This window comes from Roseburia sp. AF42-8 (assembly GCF_003435965.1).
Lineage (GTDB): Bacteria > Bacillota > Clostridia > Lachnospirales > Lachnospiraceae > Roseburia_C > Roseburia_C amylophila.
Genome location: NZ_QTVB01000012.1, coordinates 16,126 through 40,287, shown reverse-complemented (window position 1 = coordinate 40,287; position 24,162 = coordinate 16,126). Strand labels below are relative to the sequence as shown.

At 41.8% G+C, this 24,162-nt stretch carries 17 protein-coding genes and 3 pseudogenes; 14 read left to right on the top strand and 6 right to left on the bottom strand.

Going from position 1 to position 24,162, the window contains the following annotated elements:
* Positions 1 to 125 precede the first annotated feature (125 nt).
* Genes DW059_RS06990 through DW059_RS06975 form a run of 4 tightly spaced genes read left to right on the top strand, consistent with a single transcriptional unit; the run spans position 126 to position 6,882 of the window.
* Positions 126 to 3,665: a DUF5717 family protein gene (locus tag DW059_RS06990; RefSeq protein WP_147326031.1), complete on the top strand. Its 3,540-nt coding sequence runs from the start codon at positions 126 to 128 to the stop codon at positions 3,663 to 3,665.
* Between the two features lie 30 nt (positions 3,666 to 3,695).
* On the top strand, positions 3,696 to 4,925 hold the full coding sequence (locus DW059_RS06985; RefSeq protein WP_117698292.1) for a DUF5716 family protein: 1,230 nt from the start codon (positions 3,696 to 3,698) through the stop codon (positions 4,923 to 4,925).
* An 11-nt stretch (positions 4,926 to 4,936) separates the two neighbouring features.
* Positions 4,937 to 5,701, top strand: coding sequence for a hypothetical protein (locus DW059_RS06980; protein WP_117698291.1), 765 nt, complete (start codon positions 4,937 to 4,939; stop codon positions 5,699 to 5,701).
* 2 nt (positions 5,702 to 5,703) lie between these two features.
* Positions 5,704 to 6,882, top strand: a complete 1,179-nt coding sequence (locus DW059_RS06975) for a hypothetical protein (RefSeq protein ID WP_117698290.1) — start codon at positions 5,704 to 5,706, stop codon at positions 6,880 to 6,882.
* A gap of 182 nt (positions 6,883 to 7,064) precedes the next feature.
* Here DW059_RS06975 and DW059_RS06970 read toward each other — a convergent pair whose 3' ends face one another.
* Genes DW059_RS06970 through DW059_RS06960 form a run of 3 tightly spaced genes read right to left on the bottom strand, consistent with a single transcriptional unit; the run spans position 7,065 to position 8,158 of the window.
* Positions 7,065 to 7,676: a manganese catalase family protein gene (locus tag DW059_RS06970; RefSeq protein ID WP_022243337.1), complete on the bottom strand. Its 612-nt coding sequence runs from the start codon at positions 7,674 to 7,676 to the stop codon at positions 7,065 to 7,067.
* Positions 7,677 to 7,943, bottom strand: a complete 267-nt coding sequence (locus DW059_RS06965; RefSeq protein WP_117698289.1) for a spore coat protein CotJB — start codon at positions 7,941 to 7,943, stop codon at positions 7,677 to 7,679. It abuts the gene before it with no gap.
* Positions 7,943 to 8,158, bottom strand: coding sequence for a spore coat associated protein CotJA (locus DW059_RS06960; RefSeq protein WP_022243335.1), 216 nt, complete (start codon positions 8,156 to 8,158; stop codon positions 7,943 to 7,945). The genes DW059_RS06965 and DW059_RS06960 overlap by 1 nt, the downstream gene beginning before the upstream one ends.
* A gap of 141 nt (positions 8,159 to 8,299) precedes the next feature.
* Between DW059_RS06960 and feoB the strand changes: the two are divergent.
* From feoB to DW059_RS06930, 5 genes and pseudogenes are all read left to right on the top strand, one after another.
* Positions 8,300 to 10,538, top strand: a pseudogene (gene feoB / locus DW059_RS06950) (ferrous iron transport protein B).
* 12 nt (positions 10,539 to 10,550) lie between these two features.
* Positions 10,551 to 10,724 carry a FeoB-associated Cys-rich membrane protein gene (locus DW059_RS06945; protein WP_117698287.1) on the top strand — a complete coding sequence of 58 codons (174 nt, stop codon included), beginning with the start codon at positions 10,551 to 10,553 and terminating at the stop codon, positions 10,722 to 10,724.
* A gap of 147 nt (positions 10,725 to 10,871) precedes the next feature.
* Positions 10,872 to 12,379, top strand: a pseudogene (locus DW059_RS17580) (4Fe-4S dicluster domain-containing protein).
* 24 nt (positions 12,380 to 12,403) lie between these two features.
* Positions 12,404 to 13,867, top strand: a complete 1,464-nt coding sequence (gene gltX / locus DW059_RS06935) for a glutamate--tRNA ligase (RefSeq protein ID WP_022243331.1) — start codon at positions 12,404 to 12,406, stop codon at positions 13,865 to 13,867.
* A 17-nt stretch (positions 13,868 to 13,884) separates the two neighbouring features.
* Positions 13,885 to 15,720 carry an ATP-dependent helicase gene (locus tag DW059_RS06930; RefSeq protein ID WP_117698286.1) on the top strand — a complete coding sequence of 612 codons (1,836 nt, stop codon included), beginning with the start codon at positions 13,885 to 13,887 and terminating at the stop codon, positions 15,718 to 15,720.
* A 7-nt stretch (positions 15,721 to 15,727) separates the two neighbouring features.
* Here DW059_RS06930 and DW059_RS06925 read toward each other — a convergent pair.
* Together DW059_RS06925 and DW059_RS06920 are read right to left on the bottom strand one after the other, a co-directional pair.
* Positions 15,728 to 16,035: pseudogene (locus DW059_RS06925) on the bottom strand (DUF1292 domain-containing protein).
* A gap of 15 nt (positions 16,036 to 16,050) precedes the next feature.
* Entirely contained in the window at positions 16,051 to 17,070 is a 1,020-nt protein-coding gene (locus DW059_RS06920; protein WP_242986167.1) for an HD-GYP domain-containing protein, read from the bottom strand.
* A gap of 206 nt (positions 17,071 to 17,276) precedes the next feature.
* Here DW059_RS06920 and DW059_RS06915 point away from each other — a divergent pair, with 206 nt between their 5' ends.
* The 3 genes from DW059_RS06915 to trpS are packed head-to-tail and all read left to right on the top strand — an operon-like array spanning position 17,277 to position 20,684.
* Positions 17,277 to 19,124, top strand: coding sequence for a glycogen operon protein GlgX (locus DW059_RS06915; protein WP_117698284.1), 1,848 nt, complete (start codon positions 17,277 to 17,279; stop codon positions 19,122 to 19,124).
* Between the two features lie 6 nt (positions 19,125 to 19,130).
* Positions 19,131 to 19,679, top strand: a complete 549-nt coding sequence (locus DW059_RS06910; RefSeq protein ID WP_117698283.1) for a DUF5662 family protein — start codon at positions 19,131 to 19,133, stop codon at positions 19,677 to 19,679.
* Complete coding sequence (gene trpS / locus DW059_RS06905) at positions 19,680 to 20,684, top strand: tryptophan--tRNA ligase (protein ID WP_117698282.1); 1,005 nt, start codon at positions 19,680 to 19,682, stop codon at positions 20,682 to 20,684.
* Here the strand turns inward: trpS and DW059_RS06900 are convergent.
* Positions 20,681 to 21,649 carry an RluA family pseudouridine synthase gene (locus DW059_RS06900; RefSeq protein ID WP_117698281.1) on the bottom strand — a complete coding sequence of 323 codons (969 nt, stop codon included), beginning with the start codon at positions 21,647 to 21,649 and terminating at the stop codon, positions 20,681 to 20,683. The genes trpS and DW059_RS06900 overlap by 4 nt on opposite strands.
* Before the next feature lie 119 nt (positions 21,650 to 21,768).
* Between DW059_RS06900 and sigK the strand changes: the two genes are divergently transcribed.
* Positions 21,769 to 22,404 (top strand): RNA polymerase sporulation sigma factor SigK, encoded by a 636-nt coding sequence (gene sigK, locus DW059_RS06895; RefSeq protein ID WP_117698280.1) that lies wholly within the window; start codon positions 21,769 to 21,771, stop codon positions 22,402 to 22,404.
* Between the two features lie 219 nt (positions 22,405 to 22,623).
* Positions 22,624 to 24,162, top strand: a complete 1,539-nt coding sequence (locus DW059_RS06890) for a YifB family Mg chelatase-like AAA ATPase (RefSeq protein WP_117698279.1) — start codon at positions 22,624 to 22,626, stop codon at positions 24,160 to 24,162.

The window sequence follows — 24,162 nt, the reverse complement described above, 5'->3', positions numbered from 1 at the left end:
CTCCTGTTAAAATACAACGGAAAGAAAGTTGCATGTGTGTTTTAAATAGTTTATAATCTATTATAACTGTAATGAGAGAAAAAGCAACAAAATCTCATATCGGAGAAGGAAAAGCAGGTGACATTTTGCGTAGACGGATTCAGAGACTTGCAGCAGGAAAATTTGAACAGGAACAGCCGGTTTTATCTCTTTCGGAAGAGAAGATTGAAATTGAGGTATTAGAGGGACAGGATTATACGGGAGAATTTGTGATTGAAGTATCCAACCATGTTCCGGTAAAGGGGCTGATTTATTCCTCTAATCCATATATGGAATGTCTGACACCGGAATTTGAAGGGGAAGAAGTCCGAATCGGATTTCAGTTCCATAGTGAGGGTTTCCGGGTTGGTGATATACAAAAGGGTGAATTCTGTATTATCTGTAATCAGTTGGAATACAGCCTTTCTTTTGTTGTGTCTATAATCCGGCCTTATGGAAATGCGTCTACCGGAAGAATCCGAAATCTCAGTGATTTTATCAAACTGGCACAGACGGATTATATGGAAGCTTACCGCCTGTTTGCTTCCCAGGGCTTTCAACATGTATTAAAAGAAGAAAAAGGAAAAGAACTATTATGGTATGCCGGCTTTGGCGGACCGGGAGCATTGATTTCCGGTATGGAGGAGTTCTTGGTTACGATCAATGCCAAGCCACGCATTGAGCTTGCGTTAAAAGAACAGGAAATTACCTATCAGGATATCAAAGAGGAGCAGAAGGAAACGCTTTTTGTGCAGAAGAATGGCTGGGGGTATATAAGCTTTGAAGCACAGACAGACAGCAGCTTCTTAAAACTGGAAAAGAATGTTTATACTTCAGATGATTTTACCGGAAGTATCTGCGACCTTATTTATTATATTGACCCGGCAGAACTTCATACCGGAAAAAATTATGGAAGAATTACTTTAGAAAATATTTATCAGCATCTTACTTATGAGATTACCATAATCAGGACGCCGGAGCGCAGAGAACAGGAGCATATCGATTATCTGGAAGAGCAGAGAACACTTGCACATATCACCGGAATCTATCTCAATTATCGTATGAAAAAGATTGGTGCAGGACTTTTTGCATCAGGAATGTTAGATGCACTGAATCATCTGATTGCAATGCGGCCGGAAAATGACTGGTATCTTCTGATGAAAATACAGGCATTACTGGTAAGCGGACAGAGGCAGGAGGCAGAGTGGTTATTTGATGAGTTCCGGCGGAAAGAGGAAGCAAAAGATACACCGCTTTATGCATATTTCCTCTATCTCCGTACGTTGTGGGAGCGGGAAGAATCCTATGTGAACCGGCTGACTGCAGAGATTGAAGAAATTTATCAGAAAACAGATGATATCCGGGTGTTCTGGATGCTGCTTTTCTTAAAGAAAGAATATTGCGAAAATGATACCAGGAAAATCCGGGCAATTGAGAGCCAGATGTTAGACGGCTGTAACAGTCCGTTTTTCTATATCGAAGGATTCTATTTATACTGGCAGAATCCGTATCTTTTAACGAGACTTACTGATTTTGAAATCCGCATTCTTTACTGGGCGGCAAAAAAAGGTGTGTTGACCAGTGACCTTGCCATGCAGATTACGACGCTGGTATCGGAAAAACGGGTATTTCATCCGCTGCTTTATAAGACTATGTGCGTGGCATATGATAAATTTCAGAATAATCAGATGTTGTCAGCAATCTGTGCTTACCTGATAAGAGGACAGCGTTTTGGATTGCATTATCATATCTGGTTTGAACGTGGCGTGGAAGAAGATTTGCGGCTGGCAGGATTAAATGAAGCATATTTAATGTCCATGGATTTACTTGCCATTAAGAAAATTCCACGGATGATACAGATGTATTTTCAGTATAACAGCAGCATTCCATACAAACAGAAGGCGGCTCTGCTTGCAAATGTAGTAGCGTTAAAGGAGAAAGAGCCGGAGGTATATTCCAGTTACCGGAAGCGGATGGAAGAATTCGCAATTGCCCAGATAGAAGAAGGTCATATCGATGATAATCTGGCGATTATCTATTCTGATTTATTAAATAAAGGCATGATACAAAAAGAGATGGCAGGACCACTGGCGAAGATTCTCTTTACCCATAAAATGAACTGCTTTGCACCGAATATTGTGCGGATGTATGTTTTGCATGACCAGCTGCGAAAAGTGCAGTGTGTGCCGATAGTAAATGGCAGTGCTTATTTTGAGTTATACAGCAAGGACTATGTCATTGTATTTGAGGATACGAAGGGATACCGGTATGGCAGTGAGATTTCATACCAGCTGGAAAAGCTGATGAGGCCTGGTGCCTTTTACCGTACCTGCATGGAATATGCACCATATGAGATTTCATATCTTTTGTATCATTTTACATCCAGGGATACCCACCGTGCATTTATGCCGGAGGACAGTGAGTATTTACGCATCTTCTTAAAAGAGGAAGCACTGCGGGAAAGTTACCGGGCAGAGCTTTATGCAAAGGCAGTACATTTCTATGAGCAGGAAGATAATCAGGAACTGGTGGAAGAGTGTCTGCGTCATGCACCGCTTTCTTCTATGAAGCGGGATGACAGAGCCTATCTTTTGAATCTGATGTTGGAATACCGGCTATATGAGATTGCATATCCGGATATCCGGGAATTTGGCTGGGAAGGCATCCGGCTGGAGAAACTGACGGCACTTCTGACTTATGAAATAGAAGAAGCGGATTATGAAAGTGATGATTTCCTGCTGGCACTTTGTGCAGTGACTTTTCAGGCGAAGAAATACAGTAAAGAGATGCTGCAGTATTTAGCACAGTTCTACTGCGGTCCGACCCGTGTAATGGCGGCGGTCTGGTCAGCAGCGCAGACCTTTGATATAGATACCAGAGACTTGGAAGAACGGTTATTGATGCAGATGTTATATACGGCAGAATTTGTAGAACAGGTGCAGAGCATTTATGAAAGCTTTGTGTCACACGGAGCACCACATCTTCTGCGGAAAGCATATGTAAATTATTTTGCACATTTCTATTTTGTGCATCAGGGCATTGTGCCGGAAAATGTCATCAGAGGCTTAAAGAAAAATTATGAGAAACAGGAAGAATTAAGCCAGGTGATGAAGCTGGCACTGCTTTATGCAGTGGCGAAGAGAGATTTGTCCATAGAAGAAAAAGGTGTAACGGAGATGACAGAGCAGCTTCTACAGGAGCAGCTGGTTCAGAATCTTTATTTCGCATTTTATCAGCAGATGCCGGAAGAGATTCGCTATCGATTCCATTTTTACGACCGGCAGTTTGTGGAATACCGGACAAATCCGAGCAAGCGTGTGGTGATTCACTACCAGAAGGGTGAATCCTATGTGGATGAAGATATGAATGAGATGTATGAGGGCATTTTCGTAAAAGAATTTATCGTATTCTTTGGAGAAGAAATTCCGTATTATATTTCAGAGGAAGCACCACGGGAGTCCGTTGTGACTGAGAGTGGACGGCTTTCCTGTAAGGATGTCTGCGGCAGGGAAAACGGAAGCACCTACGATATGTTGAATGAAATGGAATTAGAATATACCTTAAAGGATTATGAGAAGTTAGAGCGGCTTTTACGGAAATATGACAGCATGAAGAAAAGGAATGAAGAACGTTTTCAACTGATGTAATAACAGGGAAAACAATAACAGGGTGATGGTATGAAGGAAAAAAGCCTTTCAATAGGACTTGATTTTGGAAAAAAATACGCATTAGTATCATATTGTACATCCGATATGTCAGAGCCGGATACCATCAGTACCGTGGCAGGCAGTGAATTGTACCAGATTCCATTAAGCCTTTGTAAGCGGAGAGGAATCGGACAGTGGTATTACGGAAAAGAAGCAGAGACTGTCATGAAAAATGGCGAAGGAAGTGGCTGTGACCGGCTCTTCAGCCGGGCACTGGCAGGCGAACAGGTTACCGTGGAAGGGGAAACTTATGATACGGTAGAACTGTTAAGTCTCTTTGTCCGTAAAATTCTTACGGTACCGCAGAAATTCGGCACATCCATGAAGCTGGCAAGAATTACCATTACCATGGATACTTTAAACCGGGAGAAGATGGAACTGATTGAAAAAATAGCCGGACGGATGAAGTGGACAAAAGAGCAGTATCATGTCATCGATTATGCAGAAAGCTTTTATTACTATGCTTTAAGCCAGAAGGAAGAACTGTGGCTGCATGATGCAGTTCTCTTTGATTATTCCAAGAACAGTATGCGTTTTTATTACATGGAGCGTAATCTGAATTCCACACCACAGCTGGTTCATATTTATCTGAAAGATTATGGTCCTTTGATTGGCAATAGAGACACTGCGTTTTTAGATGTAGTAACAGATGCCGTTTCCCGTAAAATCTATTCTTCGGTATATCTGACCGGGGATGGTTTTGATGGAGAATGGATGAGAGAATCCTTAAAATTTCTCTGCAACGGAAGGCATGTTTTCTTAGGCAAAAATCTTTATGCTAAGGGAGCCTGTTATGCATCCTGCATCCATACCGGAATGCAGCCATGGCAGTTTGTCTATATTGGTGAGAATGAGATGAAGGTAAATATCAGCCTTAAAGTAAAAGACCGGGAAGAACTTATTTTCCATACACTGGTAAGTGCAGGAGAAAACTGGTATGAAGCAAAGAATCAGTGCGAGATTTTACTGGCAGGTACGAATACCGTTGATTTCTGGCTGCAGCTTCCGGACAGCAGGGAAGCAAAGATAGAATCCTTAGAGCTTACGGATATTCCAAAACGGCCGGAACGTATGACCAGACTTTCTGTTATGACAGAAGCACTGTCGGATTCCGCTGTAAAGGTTACCATACGGGACCTTGGATTTGGAGAGATTTATAAAAGCTCTGAAAAAGTGTGGGAATATAAAATGGAACTGTAGGAGGAGACCTCATGGGAGAATTGATTTTATGCAATCGGAAAGAAACCGATGTGCCATATTATTTAGAACAGAATATGATAAATATCTATTCCCTGGAGGAATTGAACTGGTATATTTTAAACCACACGGAATATCTCGACGATTCTTTTGTGTCGGATGATTTAATCAGCTGGATTGCAGAGGAGTTAAAAGACCGGGAGTTAGCCGGGCAGTTAAAAGAGGCTGTCCGAAAGAAAATAACGCTGGCAAAGAAAGTCCGGCTTCTGATGGATGCCTGCGGCTTTTGCACAAAGAAAGAAAAAGATGAAATCGAATATGCACTGGCAGAAGTAGAAAATAAATCAGAAATTGAATGTATGAAAATCAGGGCAGACAGAAGCCTTATGAATCATCGGTATGTCATGGCTATCAGGGAATATATGCGTCTGCTGCAGAAGGAAGAGGCGGGGAAGCTTGATGCTTCTGTCATAGGAAATATATGGAATAATATTGGTGTTGCAAATACCGGGTTATTCCTGTACCGGGATGCGGCACGATGCTTTAAGAAAGCTTATGACTATAATAACAATCCGGCATGCATGCGGGAGATGGAAGAAGCATGGCGGATGGCAGCACCGGATGAAAAGGAACAGGTTTATGAAGTATCAGAAGAACTGCAAAAGACATTAGAGGATATTCATAAGCAATGGAATGATGAGGAAGAAGTACTGGAAGCATTTCGAGATGTGCTGGATAAGAAAAAATATATTTACGAAAGCAATGGACGGTGGGCATAACATTGATAAAATTTTTTAGAAGAAAAAGGAAACCAAAGAAAACAATCGAGGAGGTCTTAGAATGTATCACAGAGGATACGTTATCGGAAGAAGACCGGAAGGATGAACATAAAGTACAACATTATGTTCTGGGTCACTGTGAACAGATGATTGATACCACAAAGACCCTGGAAAATGAAAAGTCTGAATATCGTGTGGTGACTTCTTATTTAAAGGATATCCAGATTATTGAAGAACTGCCGGAAGATGAGGCAGCTGCTTTAAGAGATACTGCAAACAGTATTCTTACACTGGATCAGTCCCGTTCCGATTATCTGAAAGCAACCAAGAAGCTGACAGATACGCAGTATGCACAGATGGAACAGGAAGAGGAGACTCTGACGGAATCCATCCGGACCCTGCAGGCAAATGAGATGTATCAGGCGGCCGTAAAGCGTGATATGAATTACCTGGAAGGGGAGAAGAATGAATGGGCTTATTACCGGGAAGAGTTAATGGAAGAACAGAAGATTCTGCGGAAGGCATCCTATGTAGTATTTGGCATGGTACTGGCATTCCTTGCAGTCATATTGGTTCTTCATGTGGCATTGGAAATGGATGTACGGATTCTATTTACGATTCTGATGGTAGCTGCGGCAGCCAGTGGATTCTTTATGCTGTTCCGGAATCAGAATAATACAAGAGAAATCAAGCGGGCAGAAGTGAACATGAATCATGCCATTACTCTTTTGAACCGTACTAAAATAAAGTATGTAAATTCTACGAATGCGGTGGATTATGCCTGCGAGAAATACCATGTGCATAATTCCTATGAACTGACCTATCTCTGGGAGCAGTACTTAGAAGCCAAGCGGGAAAGAGAGAAATTTGAACGGAATAGTGATGACTTGGAATATTTTAATGGAAAGTTAGTACGCATGCTGCAAAAATATGAACTTTATGATGCAAAGGTCTGGATTAGTCAGCCCAATGCACTGGTAGATAAGCGTGAAATGGTGGAAATCAAGCATGAATTATTGAGCCGGCGGCAGAAAATCCGGGCATCCATTGAATATAACATGGATGTAGTATTAGAACAGAAGGAAGAAATTGAAAAACTCATGAAAGAGTATCATGAGGAAATCCCGGAAGTCCGTGAGATTATTAATTCTGTGGACCGGCTCTGCGGAACCGGAGAATGAAAATAGCGTATCATCGATAGAAAATATCGGTGATACGCTATTTTTTACTTTACAGGAAATTGCTTTCCTGTAAAGTAAAAAACGCTCCGCGAGGATGCACACTGCGGCGTATAAGGTAGATGTCGCAAGCAACCGCCGCAGGCACGAGAATGTGCCAAGGCACATTCTTTTCTATCACAGTTTTATTTGCAGCCGCAGCTCTTATCGAAAGCCGGGTTACATGCATAGAAGTTCTTGGAGTCAAGGTGTTCCTGTACCATCCGGAGTGCTTCGCCAAAACGCTGGAAGTGTACGACCTCCCTGGCACGCAGGAAACGAATCGGATCTACAACGTCCGGGTCTTTTACGACACGAAGAATGTTATCGTAAGTGGTGCGGGCTTTCTGCTCTGCAGCCATATCTTCCATAAGGTCAGTAATCGGATCGCCTTTGGACTGGAATTCACAGGCATTCTGTGGAACACCACCGGCAGCCTGTGGCCATACGGCAAGGGTGTGGTCAATATAGTAAGGACCGAAGTTAGAGGCTTTGATTTCCTCCGGAGTCAGGTCTCTGGTAAGCTGGTGTACGATGGTTGCAATCATCTCAAAATGGGCAATTTCTTCTGTCGCAATATCGGTAAGCAGTCCGGCTACTTCACGGTAAGGAATGGAATAGCGCTGGGAGAGATAACGTAAGGATGCGTTGATTTCTCCGTCAGGACCTCCGTACTGGCTTAAGATATACTGTGCGGTTTTCGGATCGGTCTGTTTGATGTTGACCGGATATTCCAGTCTTTTTTCATACTGCCACATTTAACAATTTCCCCCTTCCCATGGATTTCTCATGCTTCCCCAGCTCCAGTGACCGTCTGTGTCGGCACCGTCTAAAGTCAGGGGACCATATTTTTCTTCATACATTTTCACTGCTTTTAACCGCAGGGTACGGTAGTGGTTATAGAAGGAAAGTGCTTCTTCATCATAAGGATGGGTGTCAAGGTAAAGGGCAGTATCATAAGCTACAAAGCTGACCTGATTAATCCAGTCTAAAAGCTGGGACTGGTTCATTGGCATATTGTTCATCAGAATCTGCCTCCTTTCATGGAACCATGGAAAGGTTTATTTAAATCCTGAAAGACTGTGCCATTACGCAGAGCCTGGTCAGGTTCGTACAGATTGCCGAACTGCTGCCATGGAACATAAGCCATGGCAAGTTCCTGATTACAGGCAAACTGTTTCGTATAAGGTGTCGGAACAGCCGGACGGCTGCTTTGTGGCTGACAATTACAGTTGTTCATATGCTGACCTCAATAAAAATATTCATATTAATATATGTGCAGATGAAAAGGAATGTGAGATTTTATATTGTGAAAAAAAGAATCCTGCGGTAAAATACTTAATTGAGAAAAAATATCAATAACAAGAGAAGAGGAAAATAGATGACACTGGATGAACTTGAAATTGGAAGAGAAGCGGTAATAACCAAAGTAGGGGGAGAAGGAGCACTGCGGTGTAGATTTTTAGATATGGGGCTGATTCCAAAGACAAAGGTGCAGGTGCGTAAAGTAGCACCTATGGGAGACCCGATTGAACTCCGGATTCGTGGATATGAACTGACCATACGAAAAGAAGATGCCGGAAAAATTGAAGTAGAACCGGAGGAGAACTAGAATGATATTTGCATTAGTAGGAAACCAGAACTGTGGTAAGACCACATTATTTAATCAGCTCACCGGTTCCAACCAGCATGTTGGAAATTTTCCGGGTGTAACGGTTGACCAGAAAATGGGAGAAATCAGAGAGCATAAGGATGCATCGGTAGTTGACCTGCCGGGAATCTATTCACTGCGTCCGTATACCAGCGAGGAGATTGTAACAAGAGACTTTATTTTAAATGAAAAGCCGGATGGAATTATCAATATTGTAGATGCAACAAATATTGAGCGAAATCTCTATCTGACCCTGCAGTTATTAGAAATGCATATTCCGATGGTATTAGCTCTGAATATGATGGATGAGGTGCGTAACAACGGCGGAAGTATTGATGTAAAACAGATGTCTTTAGAACTGGGAATTCCGGTTATTCCAATCAGTGCGGTAAAGGGAGAGGGAGTGGAAGATCTGGTACACAGCGCCATGAAGGTGGCAGGACAGAAGATATATCCAAAGGTAACGGATTTTTGCGAGAAAGGTCCTGTGCACCGCTGCATTCATGCGGTATCCCATCAGGTAGAAGACCATGCACAGAATATCGGAATGTCACCACGTTTTGCAGCAACGAAGATTGTAGAACAGGATACAGACATTATTGACAGACTGAAGCTGAGCCAGAACGAACTGGATATGATGGAACACAGTATTGAAGAAATGGAAACAGACCATCATATGGACAGAAATGCCGCTCTGGCGGATATGAGATATACCTTTATTGAAAAGGTGTGCAGTAAATCAGTAACAAAGTGCCATGAGAGCAAAGAACATATTCGTAGTGTGAAGATAGACAATGTATTAACGAATAAATATCTTGCTATTCCGTTGTTTCTTCTGATTATGCTGCTTGTATTCTGGCTGACCTTCGGTGTGATTGGAGCATTTTTGAGCGATTATCTGGCTGTTTTTATTGCATACATAACGAATCTTGCAGACAAGGGGCTGACTGCTTATGGAATTAACCCGGTGGTTCACAGCCTGATTATTGATGGTGTATTTGCCGGAGTAGGAAGTGTGTTAAGCTTCCTGCCGATTATTGTGGTTTTATTTTTCTTCCTGTCTATTCTGGAAGATTCCGGTTATATGGCAAGAGTTGCCTTTGTTATGGATAAACTGCTGCGTAAGATTGGACTTTCCGGACGAAGCTTTGTTCCAATGCTGATTGGATTTGGTTGCACGGTTCCGGCAGTAATGTCAAGCAGAACTTTAGCATCCGAAAGAGACCGGAAAATGACCATTATGCTGACACCATTTATCAGCTGTTCGGCGAAAATACCGATTTATGCGGTGTTTACAGCAGCATTTTTTAAAAAGTATCAGGCACTTGTTATGATTGCACTTTATGTTGGTGGAATGGTAATGGGAATTCTGGTGGCACTTTTATTCAAGCATTCCGCATTCCGTGGAAAACCGATGCCTTTTGTCATGGAGCTTCCGAATTACCGGCTGCCATCTTTTAAGAGCGTGGTACTCCTGATGTGGGACAAGGCAAAGGATTTCTTAGAGAGGGCATTTACCGTTATTTTCCTTGCAACGATTATTATCTGGTTCTTACAGTCTTTTGATACCAGACTGAATGTAGTATCTGACAGCGCAGACAGCCTGCTGGCATTAATCGGCCGTGTGATTGCACCGGTTTTTGCTCCGCTTGGATTTGGGGACTGGAGAGTATCCACTTCTTTGATTACCGGATTTACTGCCAAAGAAGCAGTAATCAGTACCATGAGTGTACTTCTTGGAACCAGTGTGACTGCTTTGGGCAACAGCCTTGGAACTCTGTTTACGCCGGTATCAGCAGTCAGCTTCCTGGTATTTACGTTACTTTATACACCATGTGTAGCAGCGATTGCAGCAATCAGACGGGAGATGGGTTCAAAGCTTCAGGCACTTGGTGTTGTGGTAATGCAGTGCGTGGTTGCATGGATTGCAGCATTTGTTGTCTTTCAGATTGGCAGCCTGATTTTTTAGGAGGCAGATAGTATGGGCGTTAATGATATTATTTTGCTATTACTGATTCTTTGCTGGTGCGCCTTTGCAGTATATGCTATGATGAAAAAGAAAAAAGAGGGAGGCTGCATTGGCTGCAGCGGATGTAGTGGAAGGACAGATACGGATGCGGTCTGCAAAGAATGTTCCCAGAGGAAAAAGTTGTAAAAAGTATTTATTTTAGAACATAAGAGCAGGCTACTTGTATTATTGAAAGTGGTGTGCTAGATTATTGTTAGCATAGTGTTATATATTGATAATACTGTGCGTGGTTATGAACAATGATATAATACAATTTTTTTCTAGGAGGAAACGATGAGAGGACTACGTACACCAGTATCAGATTTGAGAAAAAGCATTTTTACGGAGGTAGCAAAAATTGCTTATGAAGCAGACAGTGCAAACCTGAACGATGCCGTTGAGGCAGTTCCATATACAGTTTGCCCTGGAGATGTTCCTACATACCGTGAAAGTATTTATAGAGAACGTGCGATTGCAGCAGAAAGAGTAAGACTTGCTATGGGTATGTCTTTACGGCCACAGGATAAACCGGTACATGTTACCAGTGGCCTCGAAGAGAGCAATGTGGCAGAAAAATATTATGAGCCACCTCTTATGCAGGTAATTCCATCTGCATGTAATCTGTGCGAAGAAAAGAAATATGAAGTATCCAATATGTGTCAGGGATGTATTGCACATCCATGTATGGAGGTATGTCCAAAGGGAGCAATCTCCCAGGTAGATGGCAAATCTGTAATCGACCAGGAGAAATGTATCAAATGTGGAAGATGTAAAGCAGCCTGCCCATATGATGCAATTTCCAAGAAAGAAAGACCTTGTTCCATGGCTTGTGGAATTGGAGCAATTGGAACAGATGAATACGGAAGAGCAAAGATTGATGCAGATAAATGTGTATCCTGTGGTCAGTGTATGGTAAGCTGCCCATTCGGAGCAATTGCAGATAAATCACAGATTTTCCAGTTGATCCGTTGTATGAAAGAAGGCGGAGAAGTTATTGCTGAAATTGCACCTGCATTTGTAGGTCAGTTCGGACCTGGAGCTACTCCAAAGCATGTAAAAGCAGCTTTATTAGAACTTGGTTTCTCAGAGGTTGTTGAAGTTGCACTTGGAGCTGATATCGGTGCAGTAGCAGAGGCACATCATTATGCAAATCATGTTGCAACAGGTGAGCTCCATTCTTACTTACATCCTGCTGTCCTGCATGGTCTATGCTTGCAAAGACACAGTTTCCGGATTTGATCGAGAGCGTATCTTCTGAGCTTACACCTATGGTTGCTACAGCGAGAAGCATTAAGAAAGAGCATCCGGATGCAAAAGTAGTATTTATCGGACCGTGTGCTGCTAAGAAACTGGAAGCAAGCAGAAGAACTGTCCGAAGTGATGTTGATTTTGTAATTACATTTGAAGAGTTAGACGCTATGTTTGCAGCAAAAGGAATTGATCCGAACCAGACAGATGGTGAAAGCTCCATGCATGATGCAACTGCTGCAGGTCGTGGATATGCATGTGCCGGTGGTGTTGCAGATGCCATTGAAAAATGTATACATGAGTATTATCCGGATGTGGATGTTAAGATTGAACATGCAGAAGGTCTTGCTGAATGTAAGAAGATGCTGATGCTTGCCAAGGCCGGTAAGATGAATGGATATATGATTGAGGGAATGGGATGTCCTGGCGGATGTATCGCCGGAGCAGGAACTATTCTTCCGATTCCGAAGGCAAAACAGGAAATCGAGAAGATTAAGAAAGCTTCTACCAAGCAGCTTCCACCAAAGGAATTGCGGGAAATCGAATTAAATTAATAGTAAGAAAGCGGGTTAGTTAGAATGAGCAAGGTTAGAACCAGATTTGCACCAAGTCCTACAGGAAGAATGCATGTAGGAAATCTGCGTACAGCACTTTATGCATATTTAATTGCAAAGCATGAGGGCGGAGATTTTATTTTAAGAATTGAAGATACAGACCAGGAACGTTATGTTGAGGGAGCGGTAGATATTATCTACCGTACCCTTGAGAAGACTGGATTGTTGCATGATGAAGGTCCGGACAAGGATGGCGGTGTTGGCCCATATGTGCAGAGTGAACGTCAGGCACAGGGAATTTATCTGGAGTATGCGAAGAAACTCATTGAAAAAGGAGAAGCATACTATTGTTTCTGTGATAAGGAGCGTTTAGAGAGTCTGCGTCAGACTGTTGCAGGTAAAGAGATTATTGTTTACGATAAGCATTGCCTGCATTTAAGCAAGGAAGAAATAGAAGAAAAGCTTGCTGCAGGTGTTCCATACGTTATCCGTCAGAACAATCCTCAGACAGGAACAACAACCTTTCATGATGAAATCTATGGAGATATTACCGTTGATAATGCGGAGCTGGACGATATGATTCTGATTAAATCAGACGGATATCCGACTTATAACTTTGCCAACGTAGTAGATGACCATTTGATGGGAATTACACATGTAGTAAGAGGAAATGAATATCTTTCTTCTTCTCCAAAGTATAACCGTCTGTATGAAGCTTTTGGCTGGGATGTGCCAGTGTATGTACACTGTCCGTTAATTACCAACGAAGAGCATCAGAAGTTAAGTAAACGTTGTGGACATTCTTCCTACGAAGATTTGATTGAACAGGGATTTTTAACAGAGGCAGTTGTAAACTTTGTGGCATTACTGGGGTGGAGTCCGGCAGATAACCGGGAAATCTTTTCTTTAGAGGAGCTGGTAAAAGCCTTTGATTATCATCATATGAGTAAATCACCGGCTGTATTTGACTATACAAAGCTGAAATGGATGAATGGCGAATACATCAAGGCAATGGATTTTGATTCGTACTTTGAAATGGCAGAGCCATATATCCGGAAAGTAATTACCAGGGATTATGATATCCGCAAGATTGCAGAGATGGTGAAGACCAGAATTGAAATCTTCCCGGATATTGAGAATCTGATTGACTTCTTTGAGGAACTTCCGGAGTATGATACCGCAATGTATACCCATAAGAAGATGAAGACCACAGAAGAGAGCTCTTTGGAAGTCTTGACAGAGATTCTTCCGGTATTAGAGGCTCAACAGGATTACAGTAATGATGCACTGTATCAGACACTTTGTGATTTTGTGGCAGAGAAGGGCTGCAAGAATGGTTATGTATTATGGCCGGTTCGTACAGCGGTTTCCGGTAAACAGATGACACCGGCAGGTGCAACTGAAATTATGGAGATTATTGGTAAGGAAGAGTCCTTAAAACGTATCCGTACCGGAATTGCACTTCTTACGAAAGCACTTGAGAAATAAAAGTTACGAGGCATTTCATGCAATTTAATGAAGCACAACAGGAAGCTGTTGATTTTTATCAGGGTCCCTGCCTTACACTGGCGGGGCCCGGTTCAGGCAAAACTGCCGTAATTACCCATCGAACGAAAAATTTAATAGAAAAATATGGGGTGTCACCATCAGAGATTCTGGTGGTGACATTTACAAAAGCAGCCGCTATGGAGATGAGGGAGCGTTTTCTTTCGCTAACGAATCAGACATCCACAACGGCTACTTTTGGTACTTTTCATGCGGTGTTTTTTACGGTATTAAAGTATGCTTATCATTATCGGGCAGAAAATATTATAAGAGATGAGCAGAAGGTGGTATTTATCCGGAATCTTTTACGTCATTTTCCGATTGACTATGAAGATGAAAATGAATGCATCCAGACTCTGTTATCTGAAATCAGCGGTGTAAAGAATTCGAACATTCCCATTGAACATTATTATTCTTCTAATTTTCCAGAGCATACATTCCGGGATGTATTTATGAATTATCAGAAGATGCTGCAGAAGAACCGGCTGATTGATTTTGATGATATGTTAGTTTATACCTATGAACTTTTCAGCCAGCGGAAGGATATCTTAGCACTCTGGCAGAAGAAGTTCCGGTATATTTTGATTGATGAGTTTCAGGATATCAATGGATTGCAATATGAGATTATAAGGATGCTTGCAGCACCGGAAAATAATCTCTTTGTGGTAGGGGATGATGACCAGTCTATTTACAGGTTCCGCCAGGCAAGACCGGAGATTATGCTGAACTTTGAGAAGGATTATGCTGATGCAAAGCGGATTGTATTAAATTATAATTATCGTTCCGATGGAAATATTGTGGCAGCGGCAGGAAGACTGATTGCCCACAATACAGGGCGGTTTGCAAAGGATATTAAGGCATTTCATCCGGCAAAGGAAGCGGTAGTATGTAAGACTTACCGGACGCAGCGGGAAGAAAATTTAGGATTGATTCATGCACTTAAGGAATATACCGCAGCTGGTGGTGACTGGTCGGACGCAGCGGTGCTGTTTCGCACTAATACACAGCCAAGACTTCTGATGCAGCAGTTGATGGAATATAATATTCCTTTCCGTACAAGGGATAATATTCCTAATATTTATGAGCATTGGATTGCAAAAGATATGGAAAGTTATCTTCGGATTGCCCATGGAAGCAGAAGAAGGGCAGACTTCTTACAGATTATGAACCGGCCGAACCGTTATATTGGGCGGGACAGCCTGGAAGAGGATACTGTAGCATTTGATGTCTGGGCAGATTATTATGATAAAATGGAGCAGTCCTGGATTGCACGAAGAATCGACCGGCTTTATCATGACTGCAAAATGTTAGCCGGAATGAAGCCTTTTGCAGCGGTGAATTATATCCGCAAGGGAATCGGCTACGATGACTATATCAAAGAATATGCAGATCAGAGAGGTATGAATGAGGAAGAACTTTTGGATATTCTAGAACAGCTTACCGATATGACCAAAGAGTTCGATAGCTTTGATGACTGGCAGAAACAGAAAGAGAAATATTTAAAAGAATTACAGCGTGCCATGGAGAAGCAGCGGACGAAGGGAGAGGGCGTTGTCTTATCAACCTTACATAGCTCGAAGGGATTAGAGTATGATGTGGTATTTTTGATTGATGTAAATGAGAAAATCATGCCCTATAAGAAAGCTGTTTTAGATGCGGATCTGGAAGAGGAACGCAGAATGTTCTATGTTGGGATGACCAGAGCAAAAAAACAGCTCTACCTCTTCTCGGTAGAGCTGTTGAATAATCACAGTGCAGAACCATCCCGGTTCTTAAAAGAATTGCAGGAAACGTAATGGATGATTAGTTGTCCATTGCGTCAAATTCTGCTTCATCTAATAATTCATCAAACGGTCGGAGACAACTTCGTATTCTTCGTCACTGTTAATATTATCTAAAGAAGGATTTCCATCCTCATCCTCGGAGTAACGATAGATATATACTTCACCATCTGCATTTTCATTTCCCTTTTCATCTAAGGGCATCAGCGCAATATAATCCTGTTTTCCTGCTTCAAAGATAGTAAGAATTTTGCATTCCACATCCTGCCCATTGTCTAAATTCAATGTCACCATGATATCGTCTTCGTCTTTTAACTGTTTGTTTTCCATAAAATACCTCTTTCTTTATATAATTGTCTGAACGTAGAGTTCCGGACGTTTTTCCAGATTGATAAATATACTGTCTTCTAACCGAACCACCGGACGAGTCAGGCGATGCTTGTTAATCAGCACAATTTTACCGGTCATGCCATTACTTAACATGACATCATTGTTAATATATGTATTGGCAATATGCTCCAAGAAGCTGGTAATAAACTGGGGTTTGTATTTACCCAGACCCTCCCGCTCAAAAGTGGCAATGACCTCAAACGGGCAGACGCCGCGGCGATAACAGCGGTCAGCAGTCATGGCATCGTAGACATCTGCAATAGCAACGATATTGGCAAAATCATCAATATCATCTCCGATAAGTCCGATTGGATAGCCGCTTCCATCACAGCGTTCATGATGGGTGAGAGCAATTTTTTTGATGCGGACAGATACATTCTGATTTTTCAGCAGTTCATAACCATATTCGGAATGTTTTTTCACCAGTTCATATTCTTCCGGGGTCAGGCGCCCTGGCTTGTTAATGATTTCCGGTGGAATTTTACTTTTTCCTATATCGTGTAAGAGACCACCCAGAGTCAGAGTTTCTAAATCATCTGCATTATAATTCTGCCACATACCAATCATTCGGCTGATTAAAGAAACATTCAGACTGTGGGCATAAGTGGAATCGGTAATTTTGCGCATATTGTGCAGCATATCGAACATGGAAATTGTAGTGGAATGTCTGGCAAAAAGATCTAAAGCGCAGGATAAAAGAGCCTCCTGATCAAAAGGAATGTTTTTTGTGACAAAATCATTGATGGATTTTTCTAAAAAAGGTACTTTTTTTTCGTAATTTGCTTTAAAAACTTTGAATTCTTTACTGTTTCTTACCCGTTCAGAATACCGGTCAACCGCTTCCTTTTCTTCAGCCATTGACTGAATGGCATCAACAGGCAGAGCACCGTCTATTATTCTGGCACTCTCAATTCCATAAAACTCAAGGTGTGCAATCATCTGAGTTGTCAGCATTTTGTGTGCTTCTACAATCATCTGCCCATGCCTGCTCATGACAGGAGTGGCAGTCACCATGCCAGGTTGTAAATCCTTTGTTGCAACTGTATGCTTGAATATACCTCTTATATCACTAATTAACAATACACTACACTATAATTATAAAAATTTACATATCAATTGTCAATGAATCGTGTTATAATCTTTTCAAGAGACTTGAATATAGGAAAGTGCAGGATGATGAAATGAAATACAATGTTCGGGAAGGCGATTACAGAACCATGGGAGCAGTTGTGCATAGTGATGGGGTTGTATTTACCTTTGAGGGGAGAAAAGAGCAGAAATGCAGTATTGTACTGTATGAAAAGAAAACAGGGAAAATTGGAAAAATACCGGTTCCGGATACTTACTATGTGGGTGCACTGCGCTCAATTATGGTAATGGGCATTGAACCGGCTTCTTTTGATTATAATTTTGAAATAGACGGTAAGGTTATGACAGATCCATATGCCAGAAGAATTGTAGGCAGGGAAAAGTGGGGAGAAAAGGAACGCTTTGGTATGGATTATCAGGTGAAAAGCGGTTTCTCCACAGATGTTTTTGACTGGGAAGAGGATGTGGCACCGGAAATTGCCAAAAAGGATATGGTCATGTACAAACTTCATGTGAGAAATTTTACCATGGAGGGTAGTAATGGCGGAGCAAGAAAAGGAACTTTTGAAGCAGTAGAGAACCGGATAGGATATCTTCGTGATATGGGCGTTACAACCGTTGAATTTATGCCTTTTTATGAATTTGAAGAGCTGATGATACCGGAAACCTGTGAACTGCCGGATTATGTGACCTGGAAGGAAGAACAGAAGACAGATACAAAGAAGCTGCCGGAAGTTGAGAAGATAAATTGCTGGGGCTATACCGAAGGCAATTATTTTGCACCGAAGACTGCATTTACCAAAAGCAGACAGCCGGAGCATGCCTTGAAATCATTAATTAAGGCATTGCATAAAAATGACATGGAATGTATTATGGAAATTTATTTTCCTGATACCATCAATCAGAATCTGATGTTAGAAGCCCTGCGCTTCTGGGTGATGGAATATCATGTGGATGGATTCCGACTGATGGGAGCAAATCTTCCGATTCGTGCTATGGCACAGGATTTGATTTTGTGCCGTAGTAAGCTGTTTGCAGATACGATTCCGGAGGATTTGCTGGAACAGGATTATGCATATCCGCATTTATTTGTTTACCGGGATGAATTTTATTATCCGTTGCGGAAAATGTTAAATCATAAGGAAATCTGTCTTACCGATTTTGTAAACCAGATGCGTAAGCAGAAGAAATATGCCGGATTTGTGAATTATGCAGCATCTAATGATGGTTTTACACTGGCAGATGTATTTATGTACAGTGAGAAACATAATGAGGCAAATGGGGAAAACAATGCGGATGGAAATGACTGGAATTACAGTGACAACTATGGCATTGAAGGACCAACCCGCAAAAAATATATAGAAAGCCTGCGTAAAAAACAGCTTCGAAATGCGATTACGGCAGTATTTTTAGCACAGGGTATTCCACTGCTTGCTGCCGGTGATGAGATTGGTAATTCCCAGAGGGGAAATAATAATGCTTATTGCCAGGATAATGCAGTTGGCTGGGTAAACTGGAAAAATGATAAGAAATATGCTTCCTTACAACAGTTTGTAAAGAAAATGGCAGCCTTTCGTAAGGCACACCCGGTTCTTCGGATGGAAGAGCCGATGCGGATGAATGATTATAAGGGACTGGGATATCCGGATCTTTCTTTTCATTGCGATAGTGCATGGACTGTGGGATTTAGCCCGAACCGCCAGTCGGTTGGGATGCTTTATTGCGGACTGTATGCGGATTGTGAGGAAATGATTTATGTGGCATATAATTTTCACACCGGAAAACAGTTCCTTGCACTTCCAAAATTGCCAAAAAGCAAAAAATGGTATAAAGTAATGGATACAGGAAATGAAAATGGTTTTCTGGAGAAAGAAATGATAATGGATGCAGTCCAGGTGGAAATTGCCGGGATGTCCATTCAGATATTAATAGGGAAATAAAGTAAGATGAAAGCATGGAAACATTTTTGCACAATTAATCATCACAAGATGTTAGTCATGAAAGGCTGTTTTAAAGTTGGACTTTACCGCCAGGGCTTATTGCATGATTTGTCGAAATATTCACCAACGGAATTTTTAGTGGGCTGTAAGTATTTTCAGGGAAATATGAGTCCCAACAATGCCGAACGTGAGGATAAGGGGTATTCCGCAGCCTGGCTGCACCATAAGGGCAGAAACAAGCATCATATGGAATACTGGATTGATTACGGACCGGATAAATGTGCCGGAATCACTGGAATGAAGATGCCGACAAAATATGTGGTTGAGATGTTTATTGACCGGGTGGCAGCAAGCAGGAATTACCAGAGAGAAAAATATACCGACGAAAGTCCTCTGGCTTATTACGAACATGGAAAGCAGTATCATATTATTCATGAGGAATCAAGAGAACTTTTAGAGTGCCTTCTTCATATGCTGGCAGAATGCGGCGAAGAAGAGACTTATGCATATATTCGATATGAAGTATTGAAAAATAAAAGAAAGAAGGATAAATAAATGTTAGACGGAAAGAAGATTTTATATAGTGGAATGCAGGCAACAGGAACCCTTACCCTGGGAAATTATTTGGGAGCATTGAAAAACTGGGTAAATCTTACGGATGAATATGAATGTATCTATGGTGTTATGGATTTACATTCCCTTACCTTAAGACAGGTGCCGGCAGAGTTCCGTAAAAATGCACGTTCTCTTTATGCATTATATGTAGCGGCAGGATTAGACCCGGAGAAAAACTGTATTTATTATCAGTCCCATGTATCCGGACATGCAGAATTAAGCTGGATATTAGGCTGCTTTACCTATATGGGGGAATTGAACCGAATGACACAGTTTAAGGATAAGGCTGCAAAACATGCAGATAATATCAATGCAGGTCTTTATACCTATCCTGTATTAATGGCGGCTGATATTTTATTGTATCAGGCAGATGTGGTTCCGGTTGGCGTAGACCAGAAACAGCATCTTGAGATTACCAGAGATATTGCACAGCGTTTTAATGCTATTTACGGAGATGTATTTACAATTCCGGAGGCATATATCGGAAAAGCAGGTGCAAAGATTATGAGTCTGCAGGAGCCGGAGAAAAAGATGTCAAAGTCCGATGAGAATCCGAATGCAACCATCCGCCTTTTAGATGATAAAGATACCGTTATCCGCAAATTTAAACGTGCAGTAACCGACTCCGGCAGTGAAATTGTATATCGTGAAGATAAACCGGGCATTAGTAATCTGATTGATATTTATGGTTGTGTAACCGGTAAGACAAGAGAAGAAACCGAAAAAGAATTTGACGGAAAAGGCTACGGTGATTTCAAACTGGCAGTAGGAGAAGCAGTTGCTGCAGAGTTAGAGCCATTGCAGAAACGTTATGGGGAACTGATGGCAGACAAGACCTATCTTGACAGTATGATTAAAAAGAATGACGAAAAAGCAGCTTATTATTCTAATAAGACCTTGCGTAAGGTGCAGAAGAAAGTCGGACTTACCGAAAGAATCCGTTAATCCGAAAATAGATTGTCCAGATTTGGAACATGAAATTCAGGGAACAGCATTTGCATATCGGCAGGAAGTGGAGCCGTAAAGCAGAGCTGTTCCTTTGTGATTGGATGTTCGAATTTTAACTGGCAGGCATGAAGAGCCTGCCTTTTTAACATGGAAAAATCCGGATAATAAAGAAAATCTCCGATTAAAGGGTAGCCGAGGTAGCTCATATGGACACGGATCTGGTGGGTTCTGCCGGTGTCAAGCCGCAAAGCAATAAGGGAGAGTGCATCCGGTGAAAGAGGCTCCCCTGAAAAAGTATTTTTTGGAAAAATTTCTTTCACAGCTAGTCTGCGGTAATGGGTGCAGGCGTATTCACCTTGCCCAAAATCTACCTGACGCTCTAATATAGAACCTTCCTTTCTGCCGATTGGCGCAGTAATGGTACCGGATTCCGGGGTAATACCACGGACAATGGCAAGATAGGTGCGGTGGATTTTCCGTTCATTCATCTGTCTGCCTAAGATACCGCCACTGAGACTGTTTTTTGCAAGGATTGTGATACCGGTAGTATCCTTATCCAGCCGGTTGATGCAGCGGAAAGGACCGGCTTCGTTTTTGCTGCCCAGATAATAAAAGACAGCATTGGAGAGGGTATGTTCGTAATGTGTCATGGATGGGTGGACAGGCATATGTGCCGGTTTATTGATAACGAGAATATCTTCGTCTTCATAGAGGATGGAAAGGGGAATGTTTTCCGGTGCGGGATAGCTTTCCGGCATAGATTCTTCTAAAATAATCTTTAATTTATCAGAAACCTTCAGCCGGTCACTGCTGTGCCCGGTATCACCGTTTCGGAAAAGAACATCTTTGGTGCGGAAAAGATGTGCCCGGAGCCCTTTCGGGTATCCTTTTTCCGTAAGAAATTCTCTTATCGTATAGTTTTTGTATTCATTTGTTATGGTATAGTCTAATATTCGCTTCATAAGGATAATTATAAAGGAAAAAGACACAGAAGAAAAGGATAGAGATAAAAAAAGAGGAAAGGCACGAAGAACCTGGCAGACGCATAGAATATAATAAATCGCTTTTTAAGGGTGCTGTATTGAAAACATTTTTATCTCCATTGACTATACAGGAAGAGAAGCAATATTTAAAACAGCTTGGGGAAGGCAGCCTTGAAGCAAAACATATTCTGATAGAACATAATATGCGTCTGGTAGCACATGTGGTAAAAAAATATCAGAATGTGGAAGAGGATATGGAAGATCTGATATCGATTGGAACCATTGGATTGATTAAAGCAATCGATACCTTCCGGGTAGAAAAAGGAAATAAGCTGGCAACTTATGCAGCGAGATGCATTGAAAATGAACTTCTGATGTATCTGCGCAGTAAGCGTAAAATTGCCAGGGAAGTGTCTCTTTATGAGCCAATCGGAACAGATAAAGAGGGAAACCAGATACATTTACTGGATATTGTAGAGCATAACGAACCGGATGTGGTGGAGCAGATGGAGTATGACAGAAATGTGAAGACCTTATATGAAATACTGCCGCGGGTACTAAACAGACGGGAACAGATTATCATAAACCTGCGCTATGGTTTGAAAACGGACTGTCCGGTGACACAAAAGGAGATTGCAAAAAATTTAAATATCTCGAGATCCTATGTTTCACGAATTGAAAAAAGGGCATTGGAGAAGCTGAAAGCTTATTTTGAAAAAGGTTACAATTATTAAATTTTTATAATGTGTTAAATTGGTATTTGAAAAGGATGGATTTCATGATATGATGAGTCCATCTTTTTTATCGAAATAAATGATGAATAACCCATCTTGGGGCTGCTCATGTAAATTGCAGAGTTCTTCTGCAGAAAAATCCCGGACAAACAAAATGAACAGAGAAAATGAAATAATTACAAAAAACAGAATAATTGCAAAACAGAAAGGTGAAATTTAATGTACAGTATTGTATCAACGGCAATCGTGCGTGGCATTGAGAGCATTCCTATCCGCGTGGAAGCAGATGTGACGGATGGTATGCCAGTGTTTGAAATGGTAGGATTTTTATCGGCAGAAGTGCGGGAGGCAAGAGAGCGGGTGCGGACAGCCCTTAAAAATTGTGGATACCGTCTCCCACCAAAACGGATTACGATTAATCTCTCGCCGGCATATGTAAGAAAATCCGGTTCGTCCTTTGATTTGCCGGTAGCAGTGGCAGTGCTTGCTGCAATGGGGATTATTCCGAAAGACAGGCTGGAACAGCTTCTGATTGTAGGAGAAGTAGGACTGGATGGAAGAATAAAACCGATTCATGGAGTATTGCCCATTGTGACAAAGGCTGCACAGGAGCGGATGGACGCCTGTATGGTGCCGGTGGAAAATGCCAAAGAAGCTGCATTGGTAAAAGGAATCCGTCTGTTTGGTGTAAACACATTGGAAGAAGTGATAAAAGGCTTTAATGATGAAATAAAATTCTGGGAGCCTGAGAAAGAAGAAATCGGGCTTGAGAAAAAGGTTAAGAGAAAAGAAGTACCGGATTTTTCAGAAATTAATGGACAACAGTTTGTGAAAAGAGCCTGTGAGATTGCGGTAAGCGGCAGACATAATCTCCTGATGATTGGACCACCAGGCGCAGGAAAGACAATGATTGCAAGGAGAATTCCGGGTATTTTACCGGAGATGACAGAAGAGGAGGCCCTGGAGGTAACAAAAATATACAGTGTAAGGGGACTTCTGACGGAAAGTGAAGCATGGATAGCAGAACGTCCTTTCCGTAATCCACATCATACCATAACACCACAGGGACTGGCAGGTGGTGGAATGGTTCCGGGACCGGGAGAAATCAGCCTCGCCCACCATGGTGTGCTCTTTTTAGATGAGCTGGCGGAGTTCCGGCGGGAAACCTTGGAAATTTTAAGACAGCCTATGGAAGAACACTGTGTAAAGCTTGCAAGGCTTGCCGGAAATTATGAATTTCCGTCGGATTTTATGCTGGTGGCTGCCATGAATCCCTGCCGGTGTGGATATTATCCGGATTTGAACCGCTGTCATTGCACGAAAGGAATGGTGGAACAGTATTTAAAGAAAATCAGTCAGCCTTTATTGGACAGAATTGATATCTGTGTAGAGACAAAGCGTGTGGAATATCAGGATTTAATTAAAGAAAATCCGCATCAGGAGACTTCGGCAGAAATTAGAAAAAGGGTGGTTGCAGCTATGGAGCGGCAGCAGCAAAGGTTTGCCGGAACTAACATTCGCTATAACAGTAGAATTCCGGCGGCATTACTGACAAAATATTGCAGATTATCGACAAAACAAAAACAGTATATGGAAAGCATTTATCAGAAGCTGGAATTGACAGCCAGATCTTATCATAGGATTTTGCGGGTGGCGAGAACCATTGCAGATATGGACGGTTCAGATGAAATCCTAACCAGACATTTAAGTGAGGCGGTCTGTTATCGGAATGTAGATAAGAAATTCTGGGAGGGATAA